This window comes from Rhizobium sp. SU303 (genome assembly GCF_021052345.1).
GTDB lineage: Bacteria > Pseudomonadota > Alphaproteobacteria > Rhizobiales > Rhizobiaceae > Rhizobium > Rhizobium laguerreae.
In genome coordinates this window covers 3,750,001-3,769,106 of sequence record NZ_CP088095.1, presented here as the reverse complement: position 1 = coordinate 3,769,106, position 19,106 = coordinate 3,750,001, and the positions used below count along the sequence as shown (strand labels likewise).

Sequence of the window (19,106 nt, the reverse complement as noted above, 5' to 3'; positions counted from 1 at the left end):
CGCGTGCCTGGCCTTTACAAAACCTTCAGTACCGGGTTTTCCAGCACCTTGCCCGTTACCACATCGGCAATTCCCCGATCGGTCTGATGCGGGCCGAGATTGCAGGCGAGTGTTGCGCCGAAGCAGGCCTTGAAGACCAGATAGGGCGGCTTCCACGTGACGATCTTTTCCATCTCCTTGCGGATGCCGGCGAAGGCCAGGGCCGTATCCTTCAGCGATGCATCGGTCACCAGGCCGGAGAGCGGCAGCGGAAGCATCGCCTCGATCTTACCGTCTTTGGCCACCGCCATGCCGCCGCCGGCTGATATGACGGCGTTGGCGGCGAGCGCCATGTCGCCCGCATTGCCGCCGAAGACGGTAAGGTTGTGGCTGTCATGCGAAACGGTGGTACAGAAGGCGCCGCGCCATTCACCCCAACCAGTGAGGAAGCCGATGCGCGGTATACCGTCAGCCTTGCCGTGGCGGTGGACGACTGAAATCATGGCGCTGCCGGCCGGCGGCACGATGAAACCATCCCTGACCTCGGTTTCGGCCTCGCCCCATTGCGTGAAGCGCGGGCGGTCGATGGTGGCGACGCGGACGCGCTCCCCCTTCGCCGGAATGCGAAAGTCATTCTCGGTCAGCGGCGGCAGCTTCACCGAATTGACAAGCGGCGCCGTATCGATCTGTTGGACGGTAACCTGCATGCTGCCGTCGCGGGCAACGATGCGGCCGCCTGATATGACGAGCCGCGCCCGGAATTCCGCGAGGTCTTCGAAGAGCACGATGTCCGCGCGGCGGCCGGCGGCGACGAGGCCGAGATCGGAGCGCTTCAAACGTTGTGCGGCATTGAAGGTCGCGGCACGGATGGCCCATTCCGGCTTCATGCCGTAGCGCACCAGGCGCCTGATGACGTCGTCGAGGCCGCCGCCTTCATGGAGTTCGTCCGGAAAGACGTCGTCGGTGCAGAGCGTGACGGTCGGGGGCAGGTGGCCGAGACCGTTCAGCACCTCGACGAACTCCTGCAGCAGATGGTCGTGAGAGCCGCGCAGCTCGATCGTCAGGCCGGCGGAAAGCTTGGCGAGGAGATCGGCGCCGGAGGTAAGTTCGTGGTCGGAGGTGATGCCCGATGCCATGAAGGCGTTGAGATCGGCGTCTTCGAGGCCGCGGGCATGGCCGCAGACGAGCTTGCCGGCGGTAAGGCCGGCATTGACGATATCAGTCATGCGCGGATCGCCGTCGATGACGCCGCGCATGTTCATCACTTCGGCGACGCCGCCGACGGCGGAGGAGTGCAGCATCTCGGTGATCATGGAGGCATCGAAATCGGCGCCGGCAAGTTCCAGGCCCGGCGCGGAGGGCACACAGGAGGGCGCGAGAAGGATCATACGCAGCGGCAGGCTGCGCGCCGCCTCGATCGCCCAGCGCACGCCGTCGAGCCCATGGACATTGCCGAATTCATGCGGATCCCACACGATCGTGGTGACGCCGCGTGGCAAGACCGCGCTCGCATATTCGGCGGGTGTCACCATCGAACTTTCGATATGCATGTGCGTGTCAATCAGGCCGGGCGTCAGGATACTGCCCGCCGCATCGATGATCTCGACGGCATCCGTGCGGCTTGCCGGGGCATGAACGCTTGATATCAGCGCGCCGACGAGGCCGATATCGGCTTGCCGGATCAGGCCCGTCACCGCATCGAGCAGCCGGCCGCCGGTGATCAGCATGTCGAAGGGGGCATCGCCGCGTGCAGCAGCGACGGCGCGGGCGCGCAAGGCAGGATCGTTGAGATCGGCGGGTTCTTGGCGAGCAGTGGCGTTCATTTGCGGGCCTCGTTGACCAGGGCAGCGAGAATGATGACACGCGCCATGTCGGCATCGATGTCGGCGGCGAATTGCGCATTGAAGGTCGCATGCGTGGCGCGGGTCTCGACGACGGTACGGCCGCGGGTCAAGGCGCCCTGCAGCTCGACGTCGATACGGGCAGGGCGGAAGCTGACGATATCTGGAGCGACGAAGGCGACGGCGGCGGAAGGATCGTAAATTGCCATGGCCGGGCGGCCGCGGCTGGTGCCGATGCGGATATAACCCGAAAACATATCGGCGATCAGCTCGGCATTGGCGCCGCCGGCGTTGCGCACCGGCTCGGCGTCTTCGGGTCTGGCCAGCACCTTGCGGCAGAGGTCGAGATCGACCATGCGCAGCGGCAGGCCATGGGCGATGACGATCGAGAGAGCCTCGGGATCGGCGAGGGCGTTGAACTCGGCGGAGGCTGTATGGTTGCCACTGGTGACGCCGCCGCCCATCCAGACGAGCTCGGTGATGCGGGCGGCAAGATCGGGCCGGGCAAGCGCCACGGCGGCGATGTTGGTGAGCGGGCCAAGCGCCAGGATGCGGTGCTGGCCTTTGCACTCCAGCCAGCGGCAGAGTGCTGCGAAGGCATCGCTTTCGGCAAGGTCAGCCGCCTGCGGCAGGCTCCTGCCGATGGTGGGGATGCCGGTTTCGCCGAGGATCGCCTGAGCGGTTTCGAGCTTGCCGAGCACGGGCATGGCGCGGCCGGTGTGGATGGGGAACGTCCAGCCGAAGGCACTGGCGGCGCCCGCGGCGTTCATCCTCACCTGCGGCAGCGGCGTATTGCCGAAGACCAGTGATACTCCGTCGATCTCGAATTCCGACTGTCCCACCACCAGAATGGCGGCGATGTCGTCGAAGCCCATGTCCGTGTCGATCCAGACGCCCATGATTTCACCCGAACCGTTTGAGGCTTGCCGCGCTGGCAACCGGCAGATCGAAGGCGAGCGGGCTGCCGATCTCGTGCGGCGGCAGGCCCGCATCGATCTCGGCCTTGATCGGGCCGAGCGGAGTGTCGAGCAGGTATTCGCGGGTGTTGCCGGCGAAAGACGTGCCGCGCACGGTGCCCTGGAAAGCACCGGAGCCAAGGGTCACCATGCGCGGACGCCAGGCGAGGCCGGCTGCGGCTACCGGAGCCGGGCCGGAAAGTCCGACCGGCCCATTCGGCGTCGCAAGCTTTCCATCCTTCAGCGCGAAGACATTCTCGAAGCCGACGAAATCGGCGACGAAGGCTGAGGCCGGATTGTTGTAGATCTCCTCCGGCGTGCCGATCTGTTCGATGCCGCCGTTCAGCATCACGACGATGCGGTCGGCGAGCGCCAGGGCTTCCACCTGGTCGTGGGTGACGAAGATCATGGTGACGCCGGTCTCCTTCTGCACGCGTTGCAATTCGGCGCGCATTTCAAGGCGAAGGCGGGCATCGAGATTGGAGAGCGGCTCGTCGAGCAACAGCACCTTCGGCTCCATCACCATCGAGCGGGCGAGCGCCACCCGCTGCTGCTGGCCGCCGGAGAGTTCGGCGGGCTTGCGGCCGGTAAAAGCCGAGAGCCCGACGGATTTCAGGCCGGCCCCGACGCGGGCATCGAGATCCTCCGCTGAAATGCCCTTGAGACGCAGGCCGAAGGCGACGTTCTCATAGACTGTCAGATGCGGGAAGAGGGCATAGGACTGGAAGACGAGGCCAACGGCACGTTTGTTGGCGGAGACGCGGGTGATATCGGCGCCGTCGACGCGGATGCGGCCGGAGGCCGGCGTCAGCAGGCCGGCGATGGCCCGCATCGTCGTCGTCTTGCCGCAGCCGGAGGGGCCGAGAAGCGCCACTAGCTCACCTTTGCCGATCGCAAGGTCGAGGTCCCGCACCGCGACCGTGTCGCCATAGGCAAGGGTCAGCTTGTCGAGTTGAAGATAGGCATCAGACATAGCGCGAGAATCCCAGGAAGCGTTCGGCGAGAAAGACGATGCCGATCGAGAGAAAGGCGAGAAGGGCGGAGAGCGCCGCGGTGGAAGGATCGTAGGTGGTTTCCATGTAACCCAGCATGTCGATCGGCAGCGTGCGGACGCCGGGACCGGACAGGAAGAGCGAGACCGGCACCTGATTGAAGCTGGTGACGAAGCCGAGGATGAAGGCGGCAAGGATGCCGCCGCGGATATTCGGCATCACCACGCGGAAGAAGGCGCCGAGCCGCGAGGAACCGAGCAGGACGGCGGCCTCCTCGATGTCCGAGCGCAGATTGTCGAGGCTCGCCGAGACGACGCGCACGGCATAGGGCAGCACCAGGGCCGTATGGGCGAAGAAGAGCGCGAGCGTGATGTTGAAGCCGAAGGGCACGACGAGATAACGCAGCAGCGCCAGGCCGACGATGATGCCGGGCACGATGATCGGCAGCGAGACGATGGTGCGGACGGTCTCGGCCGCGGGCAGCTTGTAGCGGGAGAGGGCGTAGGCGGCAGGGATGCCGAGGAGGAGGGCTGCGAGCGTTCCGAAGACAGCGAGGAACATCGACATGGCGAAGCTGTCGCGGAAACTCTCGATGGTGAACACCTTCATCACCCAACGCAGCGACAAGCCCTGCGGCGGGAAGGCCAGCGTATCGCCTGATGATAGCGAAGCGGCGATGATGATCAGGAACGGGCCGATCAGGAAGACCAGCAGCAGGAAAAGCACGAGAGGCGAAAACAGGCGCAGCGTCATCGGCGGTTCCTCGCCGTCGCAAGGCGTTTCAGCAGAATGTTGGCGGCAAAGCTCATGACGATCAGGATGAAGGCGATGACGCTTGCCGAAACGAAATCATTGGCGACGGAAACCTGCTGATACATCAGCGTTTCCAGCATCAGCACTTTGGAGCCGCCAAGCACGGCGGGGGTGATATAGGCGGTCAGCGATCCGGTGAAGACAAGCGTGCCGCCGACGACGAGGCCTTCCCTGGTCAGCGGCAGGATGACTTTCCAGAAGACCTGGAACCAGTTGGCGCCAAGCACGCGTGCAGCCGGGATCGCATCCTTCGGCATGTTTTCGAGTGCGCTGATCAGCGATAGGATCATCAGCGGCAGAAAGAGCTGCAGGAGGCCGATGAAGACGGCGGTCTCGGTAAACAGCAGCCGCAGCGGCTCGGCGCTGAGACCCAGGCCTGTTATCGCCTGGTTGACGATGCCGGTGCGGCCGAGAATGACGATCCAGGCATATGTGCGGGCCACCGGCGAGATCATCAGCGGCAGGGTCACCAGGCCGATCATCCGGCCCTTGCCATTCGCCGGCAGGTTGACGATGGCAAAGGCTGCGGCATAACCGATGACCGCGGAAACGGCGGTGACTTCGAGGCCGAGCCGGAACGTGCGCAGGAAAACGGTGCGGTTCAACGTCCCGGAGAAGAAATCGGCATAGGCCGATAGGCTCCAGCTGCTGCCGGCGCGGAAGCCCTCCGACAAGAGGATCGCAACGGGCAACAGAAAGACCACGGTCGCAAAGATGGCTGCCGGCAAGGCAAGCGCCAGGGCTTCTGCGCGGTTCTGGAACATGAGGCGCCTTTCGAGTGGACAAGAAGGGGACCCCCGGCAGAGGTGCCGGGGCGAGTTTTCACGCGGGCCTTACTGGCCGACCTTCTCGTTCCACGTCTTCAGCCAGCCGGCGCGATTGTCGAGGGCGACGGCCGATGGGATCAGCTTGAGGCTCTTGGCCGTTTCCTCGCCATAGGTGAGGTTGTTGGCGGCGGCCTCGGAAAGCTTGACCTCGCTGTTTGCTGGGCTGTCGATCAGCTTTTCGGCGAGTTTGGTCTGGATGTCGGTCGAGAGCCAGAAGTCCATGAACTGCAAAGCGAGATCCTGGTTCTTCGAGCCCTTGGTCAGGACCAGCACGTTCATACCGCCGGTCTGGCCCTCCTTCGGCGTTGCCCAGGCGACCGGGACGTCGAGCTTGGTGAAACCGGCCCAGGAGAAACGGCCGATCGGCGCTGCCCAGATCTCTTCCTGTTGCATCAGTTGCACCAGCTGCGAGGACTTTTCGTAGAAGGTGACGATGTCGTCCTTCTTCTCGCCGAGCGCTTCGATCGGTCCCTTTAGATCCGGCGTGTCCTTGCCGAGCGCCAGGCCGAGCATATGGAGCGCCGGCGGGCCTTGGTTGGTGGTCACGTTCGGAAAGGCGACGTGGCCGACATATTCCGGCTTCAAGAGATCGGCCCAGGAGTCGATCTTCATCTTGTCGGAGCGATAGGCAATCGAAGTGGCGTAGAAGGTGTAACCGACGCTCGTGCCGTCGCCGTTCGGATCCTTGGCGACGTCATAGAGCTTGGCGAAATCGGTGAGTTTTGCGGTATCGATCTTGTCGATCAGGCCGGCGCGGGAGGCGGCCAGCGCATCGGCCATGGAAACGGCGGCGAGATCGACGACGGGGTTGGCCTTGTTCGCCTCCATCTTGGCCAGACGCTCGACGCTGTTGCCGGTCTCGACTACCAGCTTGCAGCCGCATTTGGCTTCGAACGGATCGTAGACGAGCGTCTTGAAATCATCCTGCGCAAAGGCATAGACGGAAATCGTCAGGGTTCGTTCTGCTGCGGCCGCGGCGAGCGGCGAAAGGGCGGCGAACGCTGCCGAGGCAATAAGAGCTTTTTTCATCTTACATGTTCTCCATCTCTGAGGTTTTTGGTGCCGGGATCGCAGGCCCGGATGATTGGCGGACGATCAACTGCATGGCGACGCGTTCGATCTCCGCGGTAACGAGCATGCCCTCGCGGATGCTGCTTGTTCTTATGGTATCCACGAGCGCCGACACGGCAATCCCGGCAATCCTATCCATGTCCATCCGGACCGTCGTCAGCGACGGTGTGACAACAGGCGACCAGATGAGGTCGTCGAAACCGGTGACGCTGACGTCAGTAGGAATGTTGATACCTGCCTGCTGCAACTCCGTCAGCGCCCGCAGCGCCTGCAGGTCGGAGAGGGCTGCGAAGGCGGTGAAACCCTGCCTGACTTTTTCGGCGAGGCCGAGCGGGCAGCCGCCGCCGTTCTCCTGTTCCAGCCTATCGATCCACAGCGTTTCCGAATGCATGCCCGGGCGCATGCCGGAGCGGATGCCGCCGACGCGGTCGTTCTGGACGTTGGATTCCTGATTGTTGCCGATGATAAGGATACGGCGATGGCCGAGGCCTGCGAGGTGGCCGGCGATTTCGCGGCCGCCCTGCCAATGGTCGGCGGCGACGGTGTTGCCGGGCGTCGAGGGAGTGTCGATGACGGCGACCGGACAGGCGGCGGACGAAATGCGGGTGGCGCGGCGGGGAATGATAACCATGCCGTCGACGCCGCGCTCGACCAGGCGGTTGATCGCCTCGATCTGGGCGGCGACATCACCGCGGGAATCGGCGATCAGCACGCCGTAACCTGCGGCGGAGGCAGCAAATTCGATCGCCTGCGCGATCTTCGGGAACAGCGGATTGGCGATATCGGGCAGCACCAGGCCGAGGACGCCGCTGCGGCCGGTCCGTAGCGCCCGCCCGGCCTGGCTCGGGACATAACCGAGCTCGGCTGCATGCTCACGGATCCTTTCGACCAGTTGGCCGGAAACCCGGCCCTTGCCGGAAAGCGCATTGGAAACCGTGGCGACGGAGACGCCGAGCGACGTCGCTATCCTGCTGAGGTTTGGTCCCGGGCGCGATGTTGCCATGATTGACGATCACTCTGATTAATCGTTTAATCAGAGTGATAGCTCAGCTTATCTCGCCTGTCGAATCCGAATTTATCTTATGCGCAATTATTCGGTTGCCGCACGCGGCAGACAAGAAAAAGCCCCGCGAGACGATCGCGAGGCTTTGTACTTTCAGATCGATTGAAGCAGCTGTCAGCTTTTGACGGCCACAGTCTTCACCGTCGGTGCGGTGGTCTTGCCGCCGGGGGCGAAACCGCCGCCGATTGCGATGTTCAGCGAGACATAGTCCTTGGCCATCTGCTGGACGGCTGCGGCAAGGCTTGCCTGAGCGAGCGAAACCTGGCGCTGGGCGTCGAGAACGTCGAGCAGCGAAGAGGCGCCGTCCTTGTAGGATGCTGTGGAAAGCTCAAGCGTTTCCTGCGTGGTCTTCACTTGGGCCTGAAGTGCTGCGACCGTGCGCGCGTCACGCCGGACGGCAGAAAGTGCATTCTCGACCTGTTCGACGGCGGACAGCACCGTCGACTTCCAGTTGAGATAGGCATTGGCGGCATTGGACTGTGCAGTTTTGACGTTGGCGCGCAGGGCGCCGCCGTCGAAAATCGGCAGATTGAGGGTCGGGCCGAAGGACCAGCCGGTCAGGCCGCCATGGACGCCGCGCTGGTTGATGTAGGACGGCGAGATCGAGCCGCTGAGCGAGATGCTCGGATAAAGCTGCGCCTGGGCAACACCGATATTGGCCGTTGCGGCGGCGAGATCACGCTCCGCTACGCGAATGTCGGGACGGTTGCGGATCAGATCTGCCGGAATGCCGGAGGTGATGCCGCCACGGAATACCGGCTGGCCACGGCCCTTCAGCAATTCATCGACGAGAGCCGAGGCCGGCAGGCCGAGCAGCGTGGCGATGTGATGGGCCGATATGCGGATGTTGGTTTCGAGGCCGGGAATTTCGGCCAGCGTCGACTGTACGAGACCTTCGGCCTGGACGACGTCGAGACGCGAGGCGGCGCCGGCTTCAAGCTGGAACTTGGTCAGTTCGTAGGTTTCCTGACGAGACTTCAGGTTGGCCCTCGAAAGCGCCAGGCGCTGCTGATAATAGCGAACGTCGATATAGCTCGAGACGAGATCTTGCACGAGGGTCAGCTTGGCGACATCAGCGGATGCGTATGCTGAATCGAGCGACGCAAGCGCGCTCTCGGTGCTGCGCTTGTAGAGGCCGAAGAGGTCGAGCAGCCAGCTCAACTGGACGTCGCCGGCACTGGTGTTGCGCGTGTCGAACTGTGTGCGCAGCTCGCCCTTCTGGCCGCTGATCGTGTGCGAAGCGCCGACGTTCAGGTTCGGCAGGCCGCCGGCGCCGGCGGCGATGACGTTGGCGGAAGCCGAATTGATGCGTTCGATCGCCTGCTGGACGGTCAGGTTCTGATCGAGTCCGGCCTGGACATAGCCATTCAGCTTGGGATCGCTGAAGGCGGTCCACCAGGCTGCGGTTGCAACGTCGCCTACACTCTTCGTTCCGCCTTCTCCGAATTTGGCGGGCAGCGGCATTTCAGGAGGAGCATGATCCGGGCCTACGACGCAGCCCGACAACAATAACAATAATGCCGGTGTGGCAAAACGAAGAGATACCATTCATTTCATCCTGTACTCGAGCAAGTCAATTCTTGTCCGACGCTTCATGCTTCACTATCGCCGCCGCGCCTCGTCATACCAAAAAAACACACCGAAGCAGTCGGGCGCAATGTAGCAACGGGAACTGCATTATCACAGTGCATTTATATCACAGTCCTGCCGCATTTTTGGCGCGTGTGGCAAAGATGCGTCGAATGACGACGAAAAACGACGGCACGAAGAAAATTCCGAGCATCGTCGCCGCCAGCATGCCGCCGAGAACGCCGATACCGATGGCATTCTGTGCCGCCGAGCCCGCGCCTGTCGCGATCGCCAGCGGCACGACGCCGAGAATGAAGGCAAGCGAGGTCATGATGATCGGCCGCAGCCGCAATCTCGCAGCTTCCAACGTCGCCTCGTAGAGCCCCATGCCGCTTTCCATGCGGTCCTTTGCGAATTCGACAATCAGAATGGCGTTCTTCGCCGCCAGCCCGATGGTGGTCAGCAAGCCGACCTTGAAATAGACGTCGTTTGCCTGGCCGAAGAGGGTTGCCGCCGTCAGCGCCCCGAGGATGCCGACAGGCACCGCCATGATCACCGAGAAGGGGATCGACCAGCTTTCGTAAAGCGCTGCTAGGCAAAGGAAGACAACGAGAACCGAGATCGCGTAAAGCATTGGCGCCTGCGAACCGGAAAGGCGCTCCTGGTAGGAGATGCCCTGCCAGGCGACGGTATAACCGCCGCCGAGCTCACTGGTCAGCGCTTCCATTTCGTTCATCGCATCGCCGGAGGAAACTCCGGGTGCGGACGCTCCGTCGAGCGGAATGGCGCTGACGGCGTTGAAGCGGGCAAGCGAAGGCGCGCCCTTCACCCACTCTGTGCGGGTAAAGGCGGAGAAGGGCACCATTTCGCCGTCATTGTTGCGGGCGTACCAGTGGTTTAGATCGCTCGGCTGCATGCGGAAGGGCGCATCGCCCTCGACGTAGACCGGTTTGATCTCGCCGTTCAACGTGAAGTCGTTGACGTCACGGCCGGTGAAGATGATCGACAGCATCGAATTGACCGAGGTGATGTCGACGCCCATGGCGCCGATCTTTTCCTGATCGAGCACGATGCGCATCTGCGGCTCGACTTCCTTGTTGCTGCTGCGCAGCGCCACGATCTTGCCCGAGCTATTGCCCATCTGGATCAACCGCTTGGAGGCGGCCGTCAGGGCGTCGTTGCCATGGCCGCCGGTGTCGACGAGATACATCGAGAAGCCGCTCGACACGCCGAGACCTTGGATCGCCGGCGGCAGCAGCGCGAAGACCTGCGCCTCGCGGATCGCAAAGAAATTGCCAAGCGCCCGGTTGACGACCGACTGGGCGCTCAGCTTCGGATCGGTGCGCAGCGAGAAATCCTTGAGCTTGGTGAAGACGATGGCGCTGTTCTGGCCGGAACCGCTGAAGCCGAAACCGAGCGCGCCGAACACGGAATCGACGGCGTCCTTCTCGTTTTCACGATAGTATTTCTCGACCTTTTCGACGACTGCCTGGGTCTGCTGCGTGGTCGAGCCCGGCGGCGTGGTGACGATGGTCAGCAGCACGCCCTGGTCTTCCTGCGGCAGGAAGGAACTCGGCAGGCGGGTGAAGAGATAGGCGCAGCCGGCGCCGACCAGGAGGAAGACCAGCATGACGCGGATCGGCCGCTTCAGCAGATAGCCGATGGCGCTGATATAGCCGTTGGTCGAGCGCGTGAAGTTGCGGTTGAACCAGTCGCCGACGCGGTGCTTCCTGTGTTCGCCGACCGGCTTCAGCATCGTGGCGCAAAGTGCGGGCGTCAGCACGAGGGCGACGAGTGCCGACAGCAGCATGGCCGAGACGATGGTGATCGAGAACTGGCGATAGATGATGCCGGTCGAACCGCCGAAGAAGGCCATCGGAATGAAGACGGCGGTGAGGACGAGCGCGATGCCGACGATGGCGCCGGTGATCTCGCCCATCGATTTTTCCGTCGCTTCGAGCGGCGAAAGCTTTTCTTCGGACATGATGCGTTCGACGTTTTCGACGACGACGATGGCGTCGTCGACGAGAAGACCGATCGCCAGCACCATGGCGAACATCGTCAAGGTATTGATCGAGTAGCCGGTGACCGCCAGGACCCCGAAGGTGCCGAGCAGCACCACGGGAACGGCAATGGTCGGGATCAGCGTCGCCCGGAGATTCTGCAGGAAGACGAGCAGCACCACGAAGACGAGCACGATCGCCTCGATCAGCGTGTGCACGACCTTCTCGATCGACAGTTCCACGAAGGGCGTGGTGTCGTAGGGATAGGTGATCTCGACACCTGCCGGCAGGCCGCGGCCGATAACCTCGAGCGCGGAGCGCACGCGGGCGGCGGTATCGATGGCGTTGGCGCCGATTGCAAGATTGACGGCGAAACCGGTCGACGGCTGGCCGTTGTACCGCGAACTGCCGCCGTAGCTTTCCTGACCGATCTCGATGCGCGAGACGTCGCTCAAGCGCACCGTCGCGCCGTCCTTTTCGACCTTCAGGATGATGTGCTCGAAATCGGCGACGGTGGTCAGCTGGCTTTGGGCGGTGATGGTGACGTTGATCTGCTGGCCGGGGATCGTTGGCTGAGCACCGAGCGAACCGACGGAGACCTGGGTGTTCTGCGCCTGGATGGCTGACGTCACGTCGCTCGGCGTCAACTGGTATTTCAACAGCTTGAAGGGATCGAGCCAGACGCGCATGGCGTATCCCGAACCGAAGACATTGATGCTGCCGACGCCTTCCAGGCGCTGGATCTGATCTTCGATCGAGGTCGACATGATATTGCCGAGGTCGACAGAGTTGCGTTTGCCGTCGGTCGAAACGAGCGAGCCGACGAGAAGGATGCTCGAGGTCGAGCGGGTGACGCTGATGCCGGCATCGATGACGTCGCTTGGAAGCTGCGACTGAACCAGCTGCAGCTTGTTCTGCACCTGCACCTGGGCGATATCGGGGTCGGCGCTCGTCCCGAAGGTGAGCTGGATGCTGGCCGAACCCGTCGATGAGGTCGAGGTCATGTAGGTGAGGTCGTCGAGGCCGGTCATGCCGTCCTCGATGATCGTCGTCACCGATTTCTCGACAGTCTCGGCGCTGGCGCCGCGATAGGTGGCGTTGATGCGAACCGTCGTCGGGGCGATGTCGGGATATTGCGAGATCGACAGCGTGAAAATCGCCAGCAGGCCGGCGAGCATGATGGTGATCGCAATGACCCAGGCGAAAATCGGACGTCGGATGAAAAACTTGGCCATCGGTTGTTCCTGTGCGGCTGAGACGGTGACGATGCGGGCCTGCGGCGATTACTTCGCTGCGGGCTTCTGCGCGTCACCGGCCGCGGGCTGCTCGGCAGCCACGACCACGCCGGTGTCGTTGATCTTCATCGGGACCGGCTTCACCGGCATGCCTGAGGTGATCGATTGCAGGCCGCTGACGATCAGCTGATCGCCGTCCTTGATGCCTTCGGTCACGAGCCAGGAATTGTTGGAGGGCGAGCTGTTCTCGAAGGCGCGGGTTTCGACCTTGCCGTCGGCGGAAATGAACTGTGCCGTCAGCCGGCCGTTGGCGTCACGGCTTGTCGCCAGCTGCGGCAGCGCATAGCCGGCCTCGGCGCCGAGCTCGACGGTTGCGCGGACATACATGCCGGGCAGCACGATACGGTCGGGATTGGGAAAGAGCACACGAATGATGAAGGTGCCGGTCGTCTCACTGACCACCTGCTTCGACATGTCGAGCTTGCCCTGCTGATTGTATTCCTTGCCGTTTTCCAGGATCAGATGGAAGACCACGTTGGCTTCGCCCTTGATGTCGCCGGCGGCCATAGCATCGCGCAGCTTCAAGAGGTTGGTGCTCGATTCCGTCAGCGAGATGTAGATCGGATCGAGTTGGCGGATCGTCGTCAGCGCCGTCGTCTGGTTGGCCGAGACGACGTTGCCGACATTAACGGCCGTCTGGTCGATGATGCCATCGAAGGGGGCGACGATCCTGGTGTGGTCGAGGTCGATCTGTGCAGCGGAAAGCGAGGCCTTCGCCGACTCGACTTCGGCCTTGGCCTGGAGCAGCGTCGTCTTGGCTGTTTCGAATTCGATCTGGGTGGCGCCGCTGCCGACGAGGCGCTGGTAGCGGTCGAGATTGCTTTCAGCGCTCGGCACGCTCGCCTGCGCCTTGGAGATCGCCGCCTTGGCCTGCTCGACGGCGGCGATGTAGGGTGCATCCTCGATCTGGTAGAGAAGGTCGCCCTTCTTGATTTCGCCGCCGTCCTTAAAGGCGACCTCGCGGATCAGGCCGCTAACCTGCGGCCGGATATCGGCGGTCTGAAATGTCTCGGCACGGCCGGGCAGGATCGTGGTGATCGGGAACGTGCCCTTCGTCAACGCCATCACGCCGACGAGGGCAGCCTGCTGCGCCGCGCCTGCACCCGCATTGCCGGCGGGCTTGGAGCCACTGTCGCTGCAAGCGGCGAGAAGGGCTGCGAATGCCAGGGCCGAGGAGATGAGGAGGGCACGCCGTATCATGCTGAATTCCTGTGCGGTGGCAATCGTCGTTCAATCTACGAGCTCGGGCCTGCGGGCTCGGCTTGATCGAGCGCAGGCTTACATAAGCGTCAGGATTGGGTTGGCTTCAAATGCCGTCATCCGAATTTAAGAAAAGCTTTACGAAGTGACGTAATTCAGCAATCATCACTTAGCAAGCGCTATTTTGCAGTGCGGCATGGACGAAACACACGATTTTTTCGGCGCGGTGCACGAGCGTCTCCTTGTCGTCGCGAGCGATCAGGACAGGGTGCAGCACGCAGGCCAGGACGTCTGCCACCGTATGCGCCGCGCTTTCGGGATCGCGGCAATGATAACTTCCCTCCGCCATGCCCTCACGGATGATCTCGCCGAGCTTTGCCTCGATGCGGGCGCGATAGCGATTGCCGGCCTCGAGTTTGGCTTCGATCGTCGAAAGCACCATTTCGAAGATGTAAGGGTTCTTCTGGATGTCCTGCAGGTGGCTTTCCAGCAGGCGCAGGATGAAGCGGAGCAGTTGTTCCTTTGGCGGCAGCTTCTCATCGAAGGCGGCGAAGCGCTCGGCGGCATCGTCGAGATGACGTCCTGCGATCGCATCGACCAGTGCGACCTTGGAACGGAAATGCTTGAAGACATTGGCGGGCGACATGTGGAGCGCGCCGGCGATATCGGCGATCGACACCGCGACGAAGCCGCGCTCGCGAAACAGCATCTCCGCCATGGAGAGAATGTCTTCCCGCGTTTCCTCGGCCTTGCGTCTTGGCCTTCTTACCATCTGTTCCCCGCCGGGCTGAGCCCGATACCCCTTTTTTTCGATGCTAGCGCATAACCCCGAAAATCGGAATCGATTTTCGGAAAGGATTATGCGCCAATTCAAAGTGATAGAGCGTCCTGTTGGACGCGCGGCGCTCTAGCGCGATTGGGCGAAACGCCGCAAACTCATGAACGGCTTGGCGGCCTTCGCGTTCGTCTTTTCAAGGAAAATAGCGGGCGAGGTTGTTTCGGACACGGGCAAGCGGCGTCTCGCCGCTATCATCGGGAACGAAGCGCTCGCCGGTGATCGCCTCGTAGGCTTTGATGTAGACGGCCGAGGTCTGCTCGATCAGTTCGGCGGGGATTTCCGGGATCTCGTCCTTATAGGGGTCGCAGCGCTCCGCCACCCAGGCGCGGACAAAATCCTTGTCGAAACTTTCCGGGCGTTTTCCGGCGGCAAAGCTTGCCGGATAGCTTTCGGCAAGCCAGTAGCGGCTACTGTCCGGCGTGTGGATCTCGTCGGCGAGGATAATGTTGCCGTCACCATCGGTGCCGAACTCGTATTTGGTATCAACCAGGATCAGCCCGTTTTTCGCCGCCATCTCCTGGCCACGGGCAAAGAGGGCGAGCGCATATGTCGACAGCGTCTGCCATTGTTCATTGGTGAGAAGGCCACGCGTGACGATTTCGGCCGGCGTGAGCGGCTCATCGTGGCCGCCGTCGAATTCCTTGCTGGTCGGCGTGATGACGGGTTCCGGCAGGATCTGGTTGTCGCGCATGCCGTTGGGCAGACGCATTCCGTACATCTCGCGTTCGCCCTTCTTATAAAGCGTCAGGATCGAGGTGCCGGTGGTGCCGGCGAGATAACCGCGCACGACGATCTCGACCGGCAGGATGTCGAGCCGCTTGCCGATGACGACATTCGGATCGGGATAGTCGAGAACGTGGTTCGGGCAGATGTCCTTCGTCGCCTCGAACCAGTAGCGCGCCGTCTGCGTCAGTACCTCGCCCTTATAGGGGATGCAGGTGAGGATGCGGTCGAAAGCGCTTAGCCGGTCGGTGCTGATAATAATGCGGCGTCCGTCCGGAAGATCGTAATTCTCGCGCACCTTGCCGCGATAATAGTTCGGCAATTCCGGGAAATGGGCTTCGGAGAGAATTCGCACGGTGCTCGACTGTCCTTCATTATTGGGTGAAGACTTCCTGCTCTAGTTTCATTGCTGGGGAAGTCAAGGCGATCGGATATCGCATCAGAGCCAGAACAGACCGGTAAGAAGCAGGGCGAGGCCGTAACTTGCGACGGCAAGCGGCCAGCCGGCGCGCAGGAAATCACTGAAGCGGTAGCCGCCGATGCCCATTGCCAGCGTGTTGTTGTGATGGCCGAAAGGCGTCAGGAAATCGAGCGACGCGCCGGCGGCGACCGCGATCAGATAGGCGTCAGGCGCATGCCGGCCGGCCCTTGCGAATTCCAGTGCGATCGGGGTCAGGACGATTGCGACCGTTGCGTTGTTGACGAAAGGCGTCAATGCCATGGCGAGAAAGAGGATGAGGGCGATGCCGAAGAGCGGATGGGTGATCGGCACGACGAGGCTCAGCCAGCCGGCAATGGTTTCGGCCGCTCCGGTGCTTGCCACCGCCTGGCCGATCGGGATCATCGAGGCCAACATGATGATGATCGGCCAGTTGAGATCGGCCATCGCCTGACGGATGTTCAGATGATTGAGCAGAGCGAGCACGAGCACGACGCCGGCAAAAGCGATGTCGGGACGCAGGCCGGCCGCCGAGGCGGCGACGCCGCAGGCAAAGAGCGCGAAGGGCCGCCAGGATAGGAGCACCGGTTCGCTCGGTGCTGTCGAGGCGAGCGGCAGGCACTCGCTTTCCTCCAACGCTTCGCCGATTGCAATGCGCGGCCCCTCCAGCGTCAATATATCGCCGATCGACAATTGCAGGTCGAGGAAGCGGCCCTCGATGCGTGGCGCGCGCATGGAAAGGGCGGTGACAGCAACGCCGCGAGAATGGAAGACTTCAAGCGAGCGCACGCGCGAACCGACCAGCGTGCTTTCCGGCATGACCACGGCTTCGATACGGGTGAAATCCGCCTGCAGACCAAGCGCGTGGGCGTCGGCCATCAGCGCCCGTGTGGCGGCAAGATCGGCAAAGGTCGCATCGGCGCCCTCGGCAAGCAGTACGTCGCCGGGTGCGATCACCAACTGGTCGAGCGGACCGAACGCAAAGTTGTCGTCACGGATCAGCGCGTACGGCTTGATGGCGAACCGTGCCGGGCAATCGGTAAGCCTTACGCCAATCAGCGGTGAGACGTCAGGGATGCGACGCTCGACGACGATGCGCCGCGCCGCCGGGGAGATCGTTGCGGGTGTTTCGTCCGGTTCCGGAAACAGGTGCTGCACGCGAAAGGCGATGAGCAGAATGCCGGCGATGGCGACCGGCAGGCCGACATAGGCGAAATCGAAGAAGTGAAAGCCGGTTCCGGTCGCCTTGGCGAGCGCATCGCTGACGAGCAGGTTGGCCGGCGTGCCGATCAGCGAAACGAGGCCGCCGAGCAGGGCCGCGAACGAGACCGGCATTACGAGCTGGCGGCGGGGGATCGTCAGGACCGTGCCGAGACGTAGCGCTACCGGCAGGGTGATCGCAAAGGCGCCGATATTATTCATGAAGATGGACATGAAGCCGGCGAGCGAGGACGTGCCGGCGATGACCTTGAAGCCCGAAGGTCTTGCAGCCGCGAAACGGGCGGCGAGACTGTCGAAGAGCTTGGTGCGCGCCAGCACCTGGACGATCAGCAGGATCTCGACGACGGTGATGACGACGGGACTGGCGAAGCCCGCGAAGATCTGCTCGGCGGGATAAAGGCCGAGCGCATGGCCGCCAAGCAGGCCGGCGATCGAGACCACCTCGATGCGGATGCGATCGAGCGAGAAGAAAATGAGCATCGCCAGCAGAAGGATCAGCAGGGATGCTTGCTCGAACGACATGGGCGGGTCCGTTGTTTCATCGATCAGGCGGGACTGTAATCGTTCCTCATGCGCTGTACAGAGGCGCCTTCAGCCAAAGATTGAACAATGCTCATATCGCGCGCCAGGCTGGTGGTGCCTGCCACCGGCCTCTGGCGTTCCGCTGCAGAATGGGGGTTGTGAAGACGCCGACGGTGCGCGCGATCCATTGCGGCCCGGCGGCTGCGAGGCTTTCGTGCCAGCGCTCCGATTGCAGCATGGCCGCACCGATGACGACGGGATTGATGCCGCAGCCTGTCAGCAGATGAAGACCGGCGACGATCGAGGCGCCGCTGGAAATGACGTCATCGATGAGTGCGACGCGTCGTCCCTGCAGCAGCGGCAGCATGCGCGGATCGATATAGAGACGTTTCTGCTGTGTCGGCGTGGTGATCGAAGACAGGGCGACGGAAAGCTCGTCGCGATACCAGAATTTGCGCGAGGTGCCGAGCGGAACGTATCGGCTATGGCCGAGCTTCTGCGCCACGGCAGCGGCCAGCGTCAGGCCGAGCGTCGGCAGGCCGGCGACGACGTCGATGCGCATGGGCCTGATCTTTTCGGCGAGGCTTTCGGCGAGCACATCGAGCACGGCGAAGCTCGCCTGGTTGACAATCAGCGAGGCGAGAGCCTGGCCGCCATCCGTCAACTCACGGATCGGCAGGCGAAGCTGGCGGCCGTCTTCGAGCGTGGCGACAAAGAAGGAGGTGAATTCCCCATCGCCGGCAAAGGTGCCGGGCGGGTGAAGCTCCTGCCAGAAATCGTGCGGCGCCATCTCCGTCACAGCAGTCAATTGCGTCTCGTCCTTTCCATGCCGGTTTTCCGGCGCAGCGCCTGCAATTCTGGTTCGCTCAGCGCACGCACGGCGCCTTTCGGCAGTTCGCCGAGTTCGAGCCCGCCGATTGCCACGCGCACGAGGCGCAAGCATTCGGTTCCGAGCGCCTCCAGCATGCGGCGGATCTGGCGGTTGCGGCCCTCGTCGAGCTCGACCTCGATCCATGAATTCCTGTCGCCCTGGCGCAGGCGCCGCGCGGCGGTTGCCGTCAGCAGCTCGCCGTCGTGGCGGATGCCCGATGTCATGGCGGCAATGTCCTCGTCGTCCATGATGCGGTCGATCTGGACATGATAGGTCTTCGTCACATGCGTGACCGGATCGAGCAGGATCTGGGCGAATTCGGTGTCGTTGGTGAAAAGCAGCAGGCCCTCGCTCGCCTTGTCGAGCCGGCCGACCGGAGAGAGATGCGGGATGTCGAAATCCCTGAGACAATCATAGACCGTCGGCCTGCCTTCGGGATCGTGGCGTGTGGTGACGAGACCGCGAGGTTTGTTGAGCATCAGATAGATTTTCGCTTCGGCAGCGATGACAAGGCCGTCGATGCTGATGCTTGCCGTGGCAAGATCGACCCATGCGGCGGTATCGCTGACGGTTCGGCCGTCAACCGCAACACGATTTTCGGCGATCAGGCGTTCGGCCTGCGTGCGGGAGCAATAACCGAGCTTGGAAAGGGCGCGGGGAAGGGTGACTCGTTTGGCCGCGGCGTTATCGGCGGGCTTTGTCCGTTCACGCGTCTTGTGCGGTGGGCGCCGCTCCCTCATCTGCCATCCTTATCCTGCTTTTGATGCCGTTTTCTTGGCATGAACGACAGAAGGATGCCAGCAGCGTGAATAAAAAACGAGGGGAATAACAGGCGCTGCAAAAAGGGCTCAGCGCTTTGGATAAAGCGCCGTCGCGGCTTTGT

15 protein-coding genes are annotated in these 19,106 nt (G+C 62.7%); all 15 read right to left on the bottom strand.

The window, feature by feature from the left end; translation table 11 throughout:
• Window positions 1-14 precede the first annotated feature (14 nt).
• The 15 genes from RlegSU303_RS18710 to RlegSU303_RS18640 all read right to left on the bottom strand — a co-directional run bounded on the left by RlegSU303_RS18710 (window position 15) and on the right by RlegSU303_RS18640 (window position 18,963).
• Complete coding sequence (locus RlegSU303_RS18710; RefSeq protein WP_131718866.1) at window positions 15-1,802, bottom strand: adenine deaminase; 1,788 nt, start codon at window positions 1,800-1,802, stop codon at window positions 15-17.
• Window positions 1,799-2,719: a nucleoside hydrolase gene (locus RlegSU303_RS18705; protein ID WP_131718867.1), complete on the bottom strand. Its 921-nt coding sequence runs from the start codon at window positions 2,717-2,719 to the stop codon at window positions 1,799-1,801. Before RlegSU303_RS18705 ends, RlegSU303_RS18710 begins: the two co-directional genes overlap by 4 nt.
• A 4-nt stretch (window positions 2,720-2,723) precedes the next feature.
• Entirely contained in the window at window positions 2,724-3,749 is a 1,026-nt protein-coding gene (locus RlegSU303_RS18700) for an ABC transporter ATP-binding protein (RefSeq protein WP_017961939.1), read from the bottom strand.
• On the bottom strand, window positions 3,742-4,521 hold the full coding sequence (locus tag RlegSU303_RS18695) for an ABC transporter permease (RefSeq protein ID WP_131630514.1): 780 nt from the start codon (window positions 4,519-4,521) through the stop codon (window positions 3,742-3,744). Before RlegSU303_RS18695 ends, RlegSU303_RS18700 begins: the two co-directional genes overlap by 8 nt.
• Window positions 4,518-5,345, bottom strand: coding sequence for an ABC transporter permease (locus tag RlegSU303_RS18690; RefSeq protein WP_017961937.1), 828 nt, complete (start codon window positions 5,343-5,345; stop codon window positions 4,518-4,520). Before RlegSU303_RS18690 ends, RlegSU303_RS18695 begins: the two co-directional genes overlap by 4 nt.
• Window positions 5,346-5,414: 69 nt before the next feature.
• On the bottom strand, window positions 5,415-6,437 hold the full coding sequence (locus RlegSU303_RS18685; protein ID WP_017961936.1) for an ABC transporter substrate-binding protein: 1,023 nt from the start codon (window positions 6,435-6,437) through the stop codon (window positions 5,415-5,417).
• Between the two features lies 1 nt (window position 6,438).
• Window positions 6,439-7,482 carry a LacI family DNA-binding transcriptional regulator gene (locus RlegSU303_RS18680; RefSeq protein WP_017961935.1) on the bottom strand — a complete coding sequence of 348 codons (1,044 nt, stop codon included), beginning with the start codon at window positions 7,480-7,482 and terminating at the stop codon, window positions 6,439-6,441.
• A 174-nt stretch (window positions 7,483-7,656) separates the two neighbouring features.
• On the bottom strand, window positions 7,657-9,090 hold the full coding sequence (locus RlegSU303_RS18675; RefSeq protein ID WP_017961934.1) for an efflux transporter outer membrane subunit: 1,434 nt from the start codon (window positions 9,088-9,090) through the stop codon (window positions 7,657-7,659).
• Between the two features lie 148 nt (window positions 9,091-9,238).
• On the bottom strand, window positions 9,239-12,349 hold the full coding sequence (locus RlegSU303_RS18670; protein WP_094087495.1) for an efflux RND transporter permease subunit: 3,111 nt from the start codon (window positions 12,347-12,349) through the stop codon (window positions 9,239-9,241).
• Between the two features lie 48 nt (window positions 12,350-12,397).
• Window positions 12,398-13,609 carry an efflux RND transporter periplasmic adaptor subunit gene (locus RlegSU303_RS18665; RefSeq protein ID WP_168280347.1) on the bottom strand — a complete coding sequence of 404 codons (1,212 nt, stop codon included), beginning with the start codon at window positions 13,607-13,609 and terminating at the stop codon, window positions 12,398-12,400.
• A 169-nt stretch (window positions 13,610-13,778) separates the two neighbouring features.
• Window positions 13,779-14,381 carry a TetR family transcriptional regulator gene (locus tag RlegSU303_RS18660; protein WP_012758802.1) on the bottom strand — a complete coding sequence of 201 codons (603 nt, stop codon included), beginning with the start codon at window positions 14,379-14,381 and terminating at the stop codon, window positions 13,779-13,781.
• Window positions 14,382-14,580: 199 nt separating this feature from the next.
• The gene (locus RlegSU303_RS18655; RefSeq protein WP_168280348.1) at window positions 14,581-15,525 is read right to left on the bottom strand and encodes a phosphoribosylaminoimidazolesuccinocarboxamide synthase; all 945 of its coding nucleotides are present in this window, start codon (window positions 15,523-15,525) and stop codon (window positions 14,581-14,583) included.
• A gap of 84 nt (window positions 15,526-15,609) precedes the next feature.
• Window positions 15,610-17,352, bottom strand: a complete 1,743-nt coding sequence (locus RlegSU303_RS18650; RefSeq protein ID WP_231283252.1) for an SLC13 family permease — start codon at window positions 17,350-17,352, stop codon at window positions 15,610-15,612.
• A 91-nt stretch (window positions 17,353-17,443) separates the two neighbouring features.
• Window positions 17,444-18,142 carry a phosphoribosyltransferase gene (locus RlegSU303_RS18645; protein WP_131630531.1) on the bottom strand — a complete coding sequence of 233 codons (699 nt, stop codon included), beginning with the start codon at window positions 18,140-18,142 and terminating at the stop codon, window positions 17,444-17,446.
• Between the two features lie 14 nt (window positions 18,143-18,156).
• Window positions 18,157-18,963: a pseudouridine synthase gene (locus tag RlegSU303_RS18640; RefSeq protein WP_017989313.1), complete on the bottom strand. Its 807-nt coding sequence runs from the start codon at window positions 18,961-18,963 to the stop codon at window positions 18,157-18,159.
• Between the last annotated feature and the right edge of the window lie 143 nt (window positions 18,964-19,106).

Coding starts and splice junctions, on each gene's coding strand:
- RlegSU303_RS18710 (WP_131718866.1), bottom strand. CDS start 1,802: ATGAACGCCACTGCTCGCCAAGAACCCGCCGATCTCAACGATCCTGCC.
- RlegSU303_RS18705 (WP_131718867.1), bottom strand. CDS start 2,719: ATGGGCGTCTGGATCGACACGGACATGGGCTTCGACGACATCGCCGCC.
- RlegSU303_RS18700 (WP_017961939.1), bottom strand. CDS start 3,749: ATGTCTGATGCCTATCTTCAACTCGACAAGCTGACCCTTGCCTATGGC.
- RlegSU303_RS18695 (WP_131630514.1), bottom strand. CDS start 4,521: ATGACGCTGCGCCTGTTTTCGCCTCTCGTGCTTTTCCTGCTGCTGGTC.
- RlegSU303_RS18690 (WP_017961937.1), bottom strand. CDS start 5,345: ATGTTCCAGAACCGCGCAGAAGCCCTGGCGCTTGCCTTGCCGGCAGCC.
- RlegSU303_RS18685 (WP_017961936.1), bottom strand. CDS start 6,437: ATGAAAAAAGCTCTTATTGCCTCGGCAGCGTTCGCCGCCCTTTCGCCG.
- RlegSU303_RS18680 (WP_017961935.1), bottom strand. CDS start 7,482: ATGGCAACATCGCGCCCGGGACCAAACCTCAGCAGGATAGCGACGTCG.
- RlegSU303_RS18675 (WP_017961934.1), bottom strand. CDS start 9,090: ATGGTATCTCTTCGTTTTGCCACACCGGCATTATTGTTATTGTTGTCG.
- RlegSU303_RS18670 (WP_094087495.1), bottom strand. CDS start 12,349: ATGGCCAAGTTTTTCATCCGACGTCCGATTTTCGCCTGGGTCATTGCG.
- RlegSU303_RS18665 (WP_168280347.1), bottom strand. CDS start 13,609: ATGATACGGCGTGCCCTCCTCATCTCCTCGGCCCTGGCATTCGCAGCC.
- RlegSU303_RS18660 (WP_012758802.1), bottom strand. CDS start 14,381: ATGGTAAGAAGGCCAAGACGCAAGGCCGAGGAAACGCGGGAAGACATT.
- RlegSU303_RS18650 (WP_231283252.1), bottom strand. CDS start 17,352: ATGTCGTTCGAGCAAGCATCCCTGCTGATCCTTCTGCTGGCGATGCTC.
- RlegSU303_RS18645 (WP_131630531.1), bottom strand. CDS start 18,142: ATGGCGCCGCACGATTTCTGGCAGGAGCTTCACCCGCCCGGCACCTTT.
- RlegSU303_RS18640 (WP_017989313.1), bottom strand. CDS start 18,963: ATGAGGGAGCGGCGCCCACCGCACAAGACGCGTGAACGGACAAAGCCC.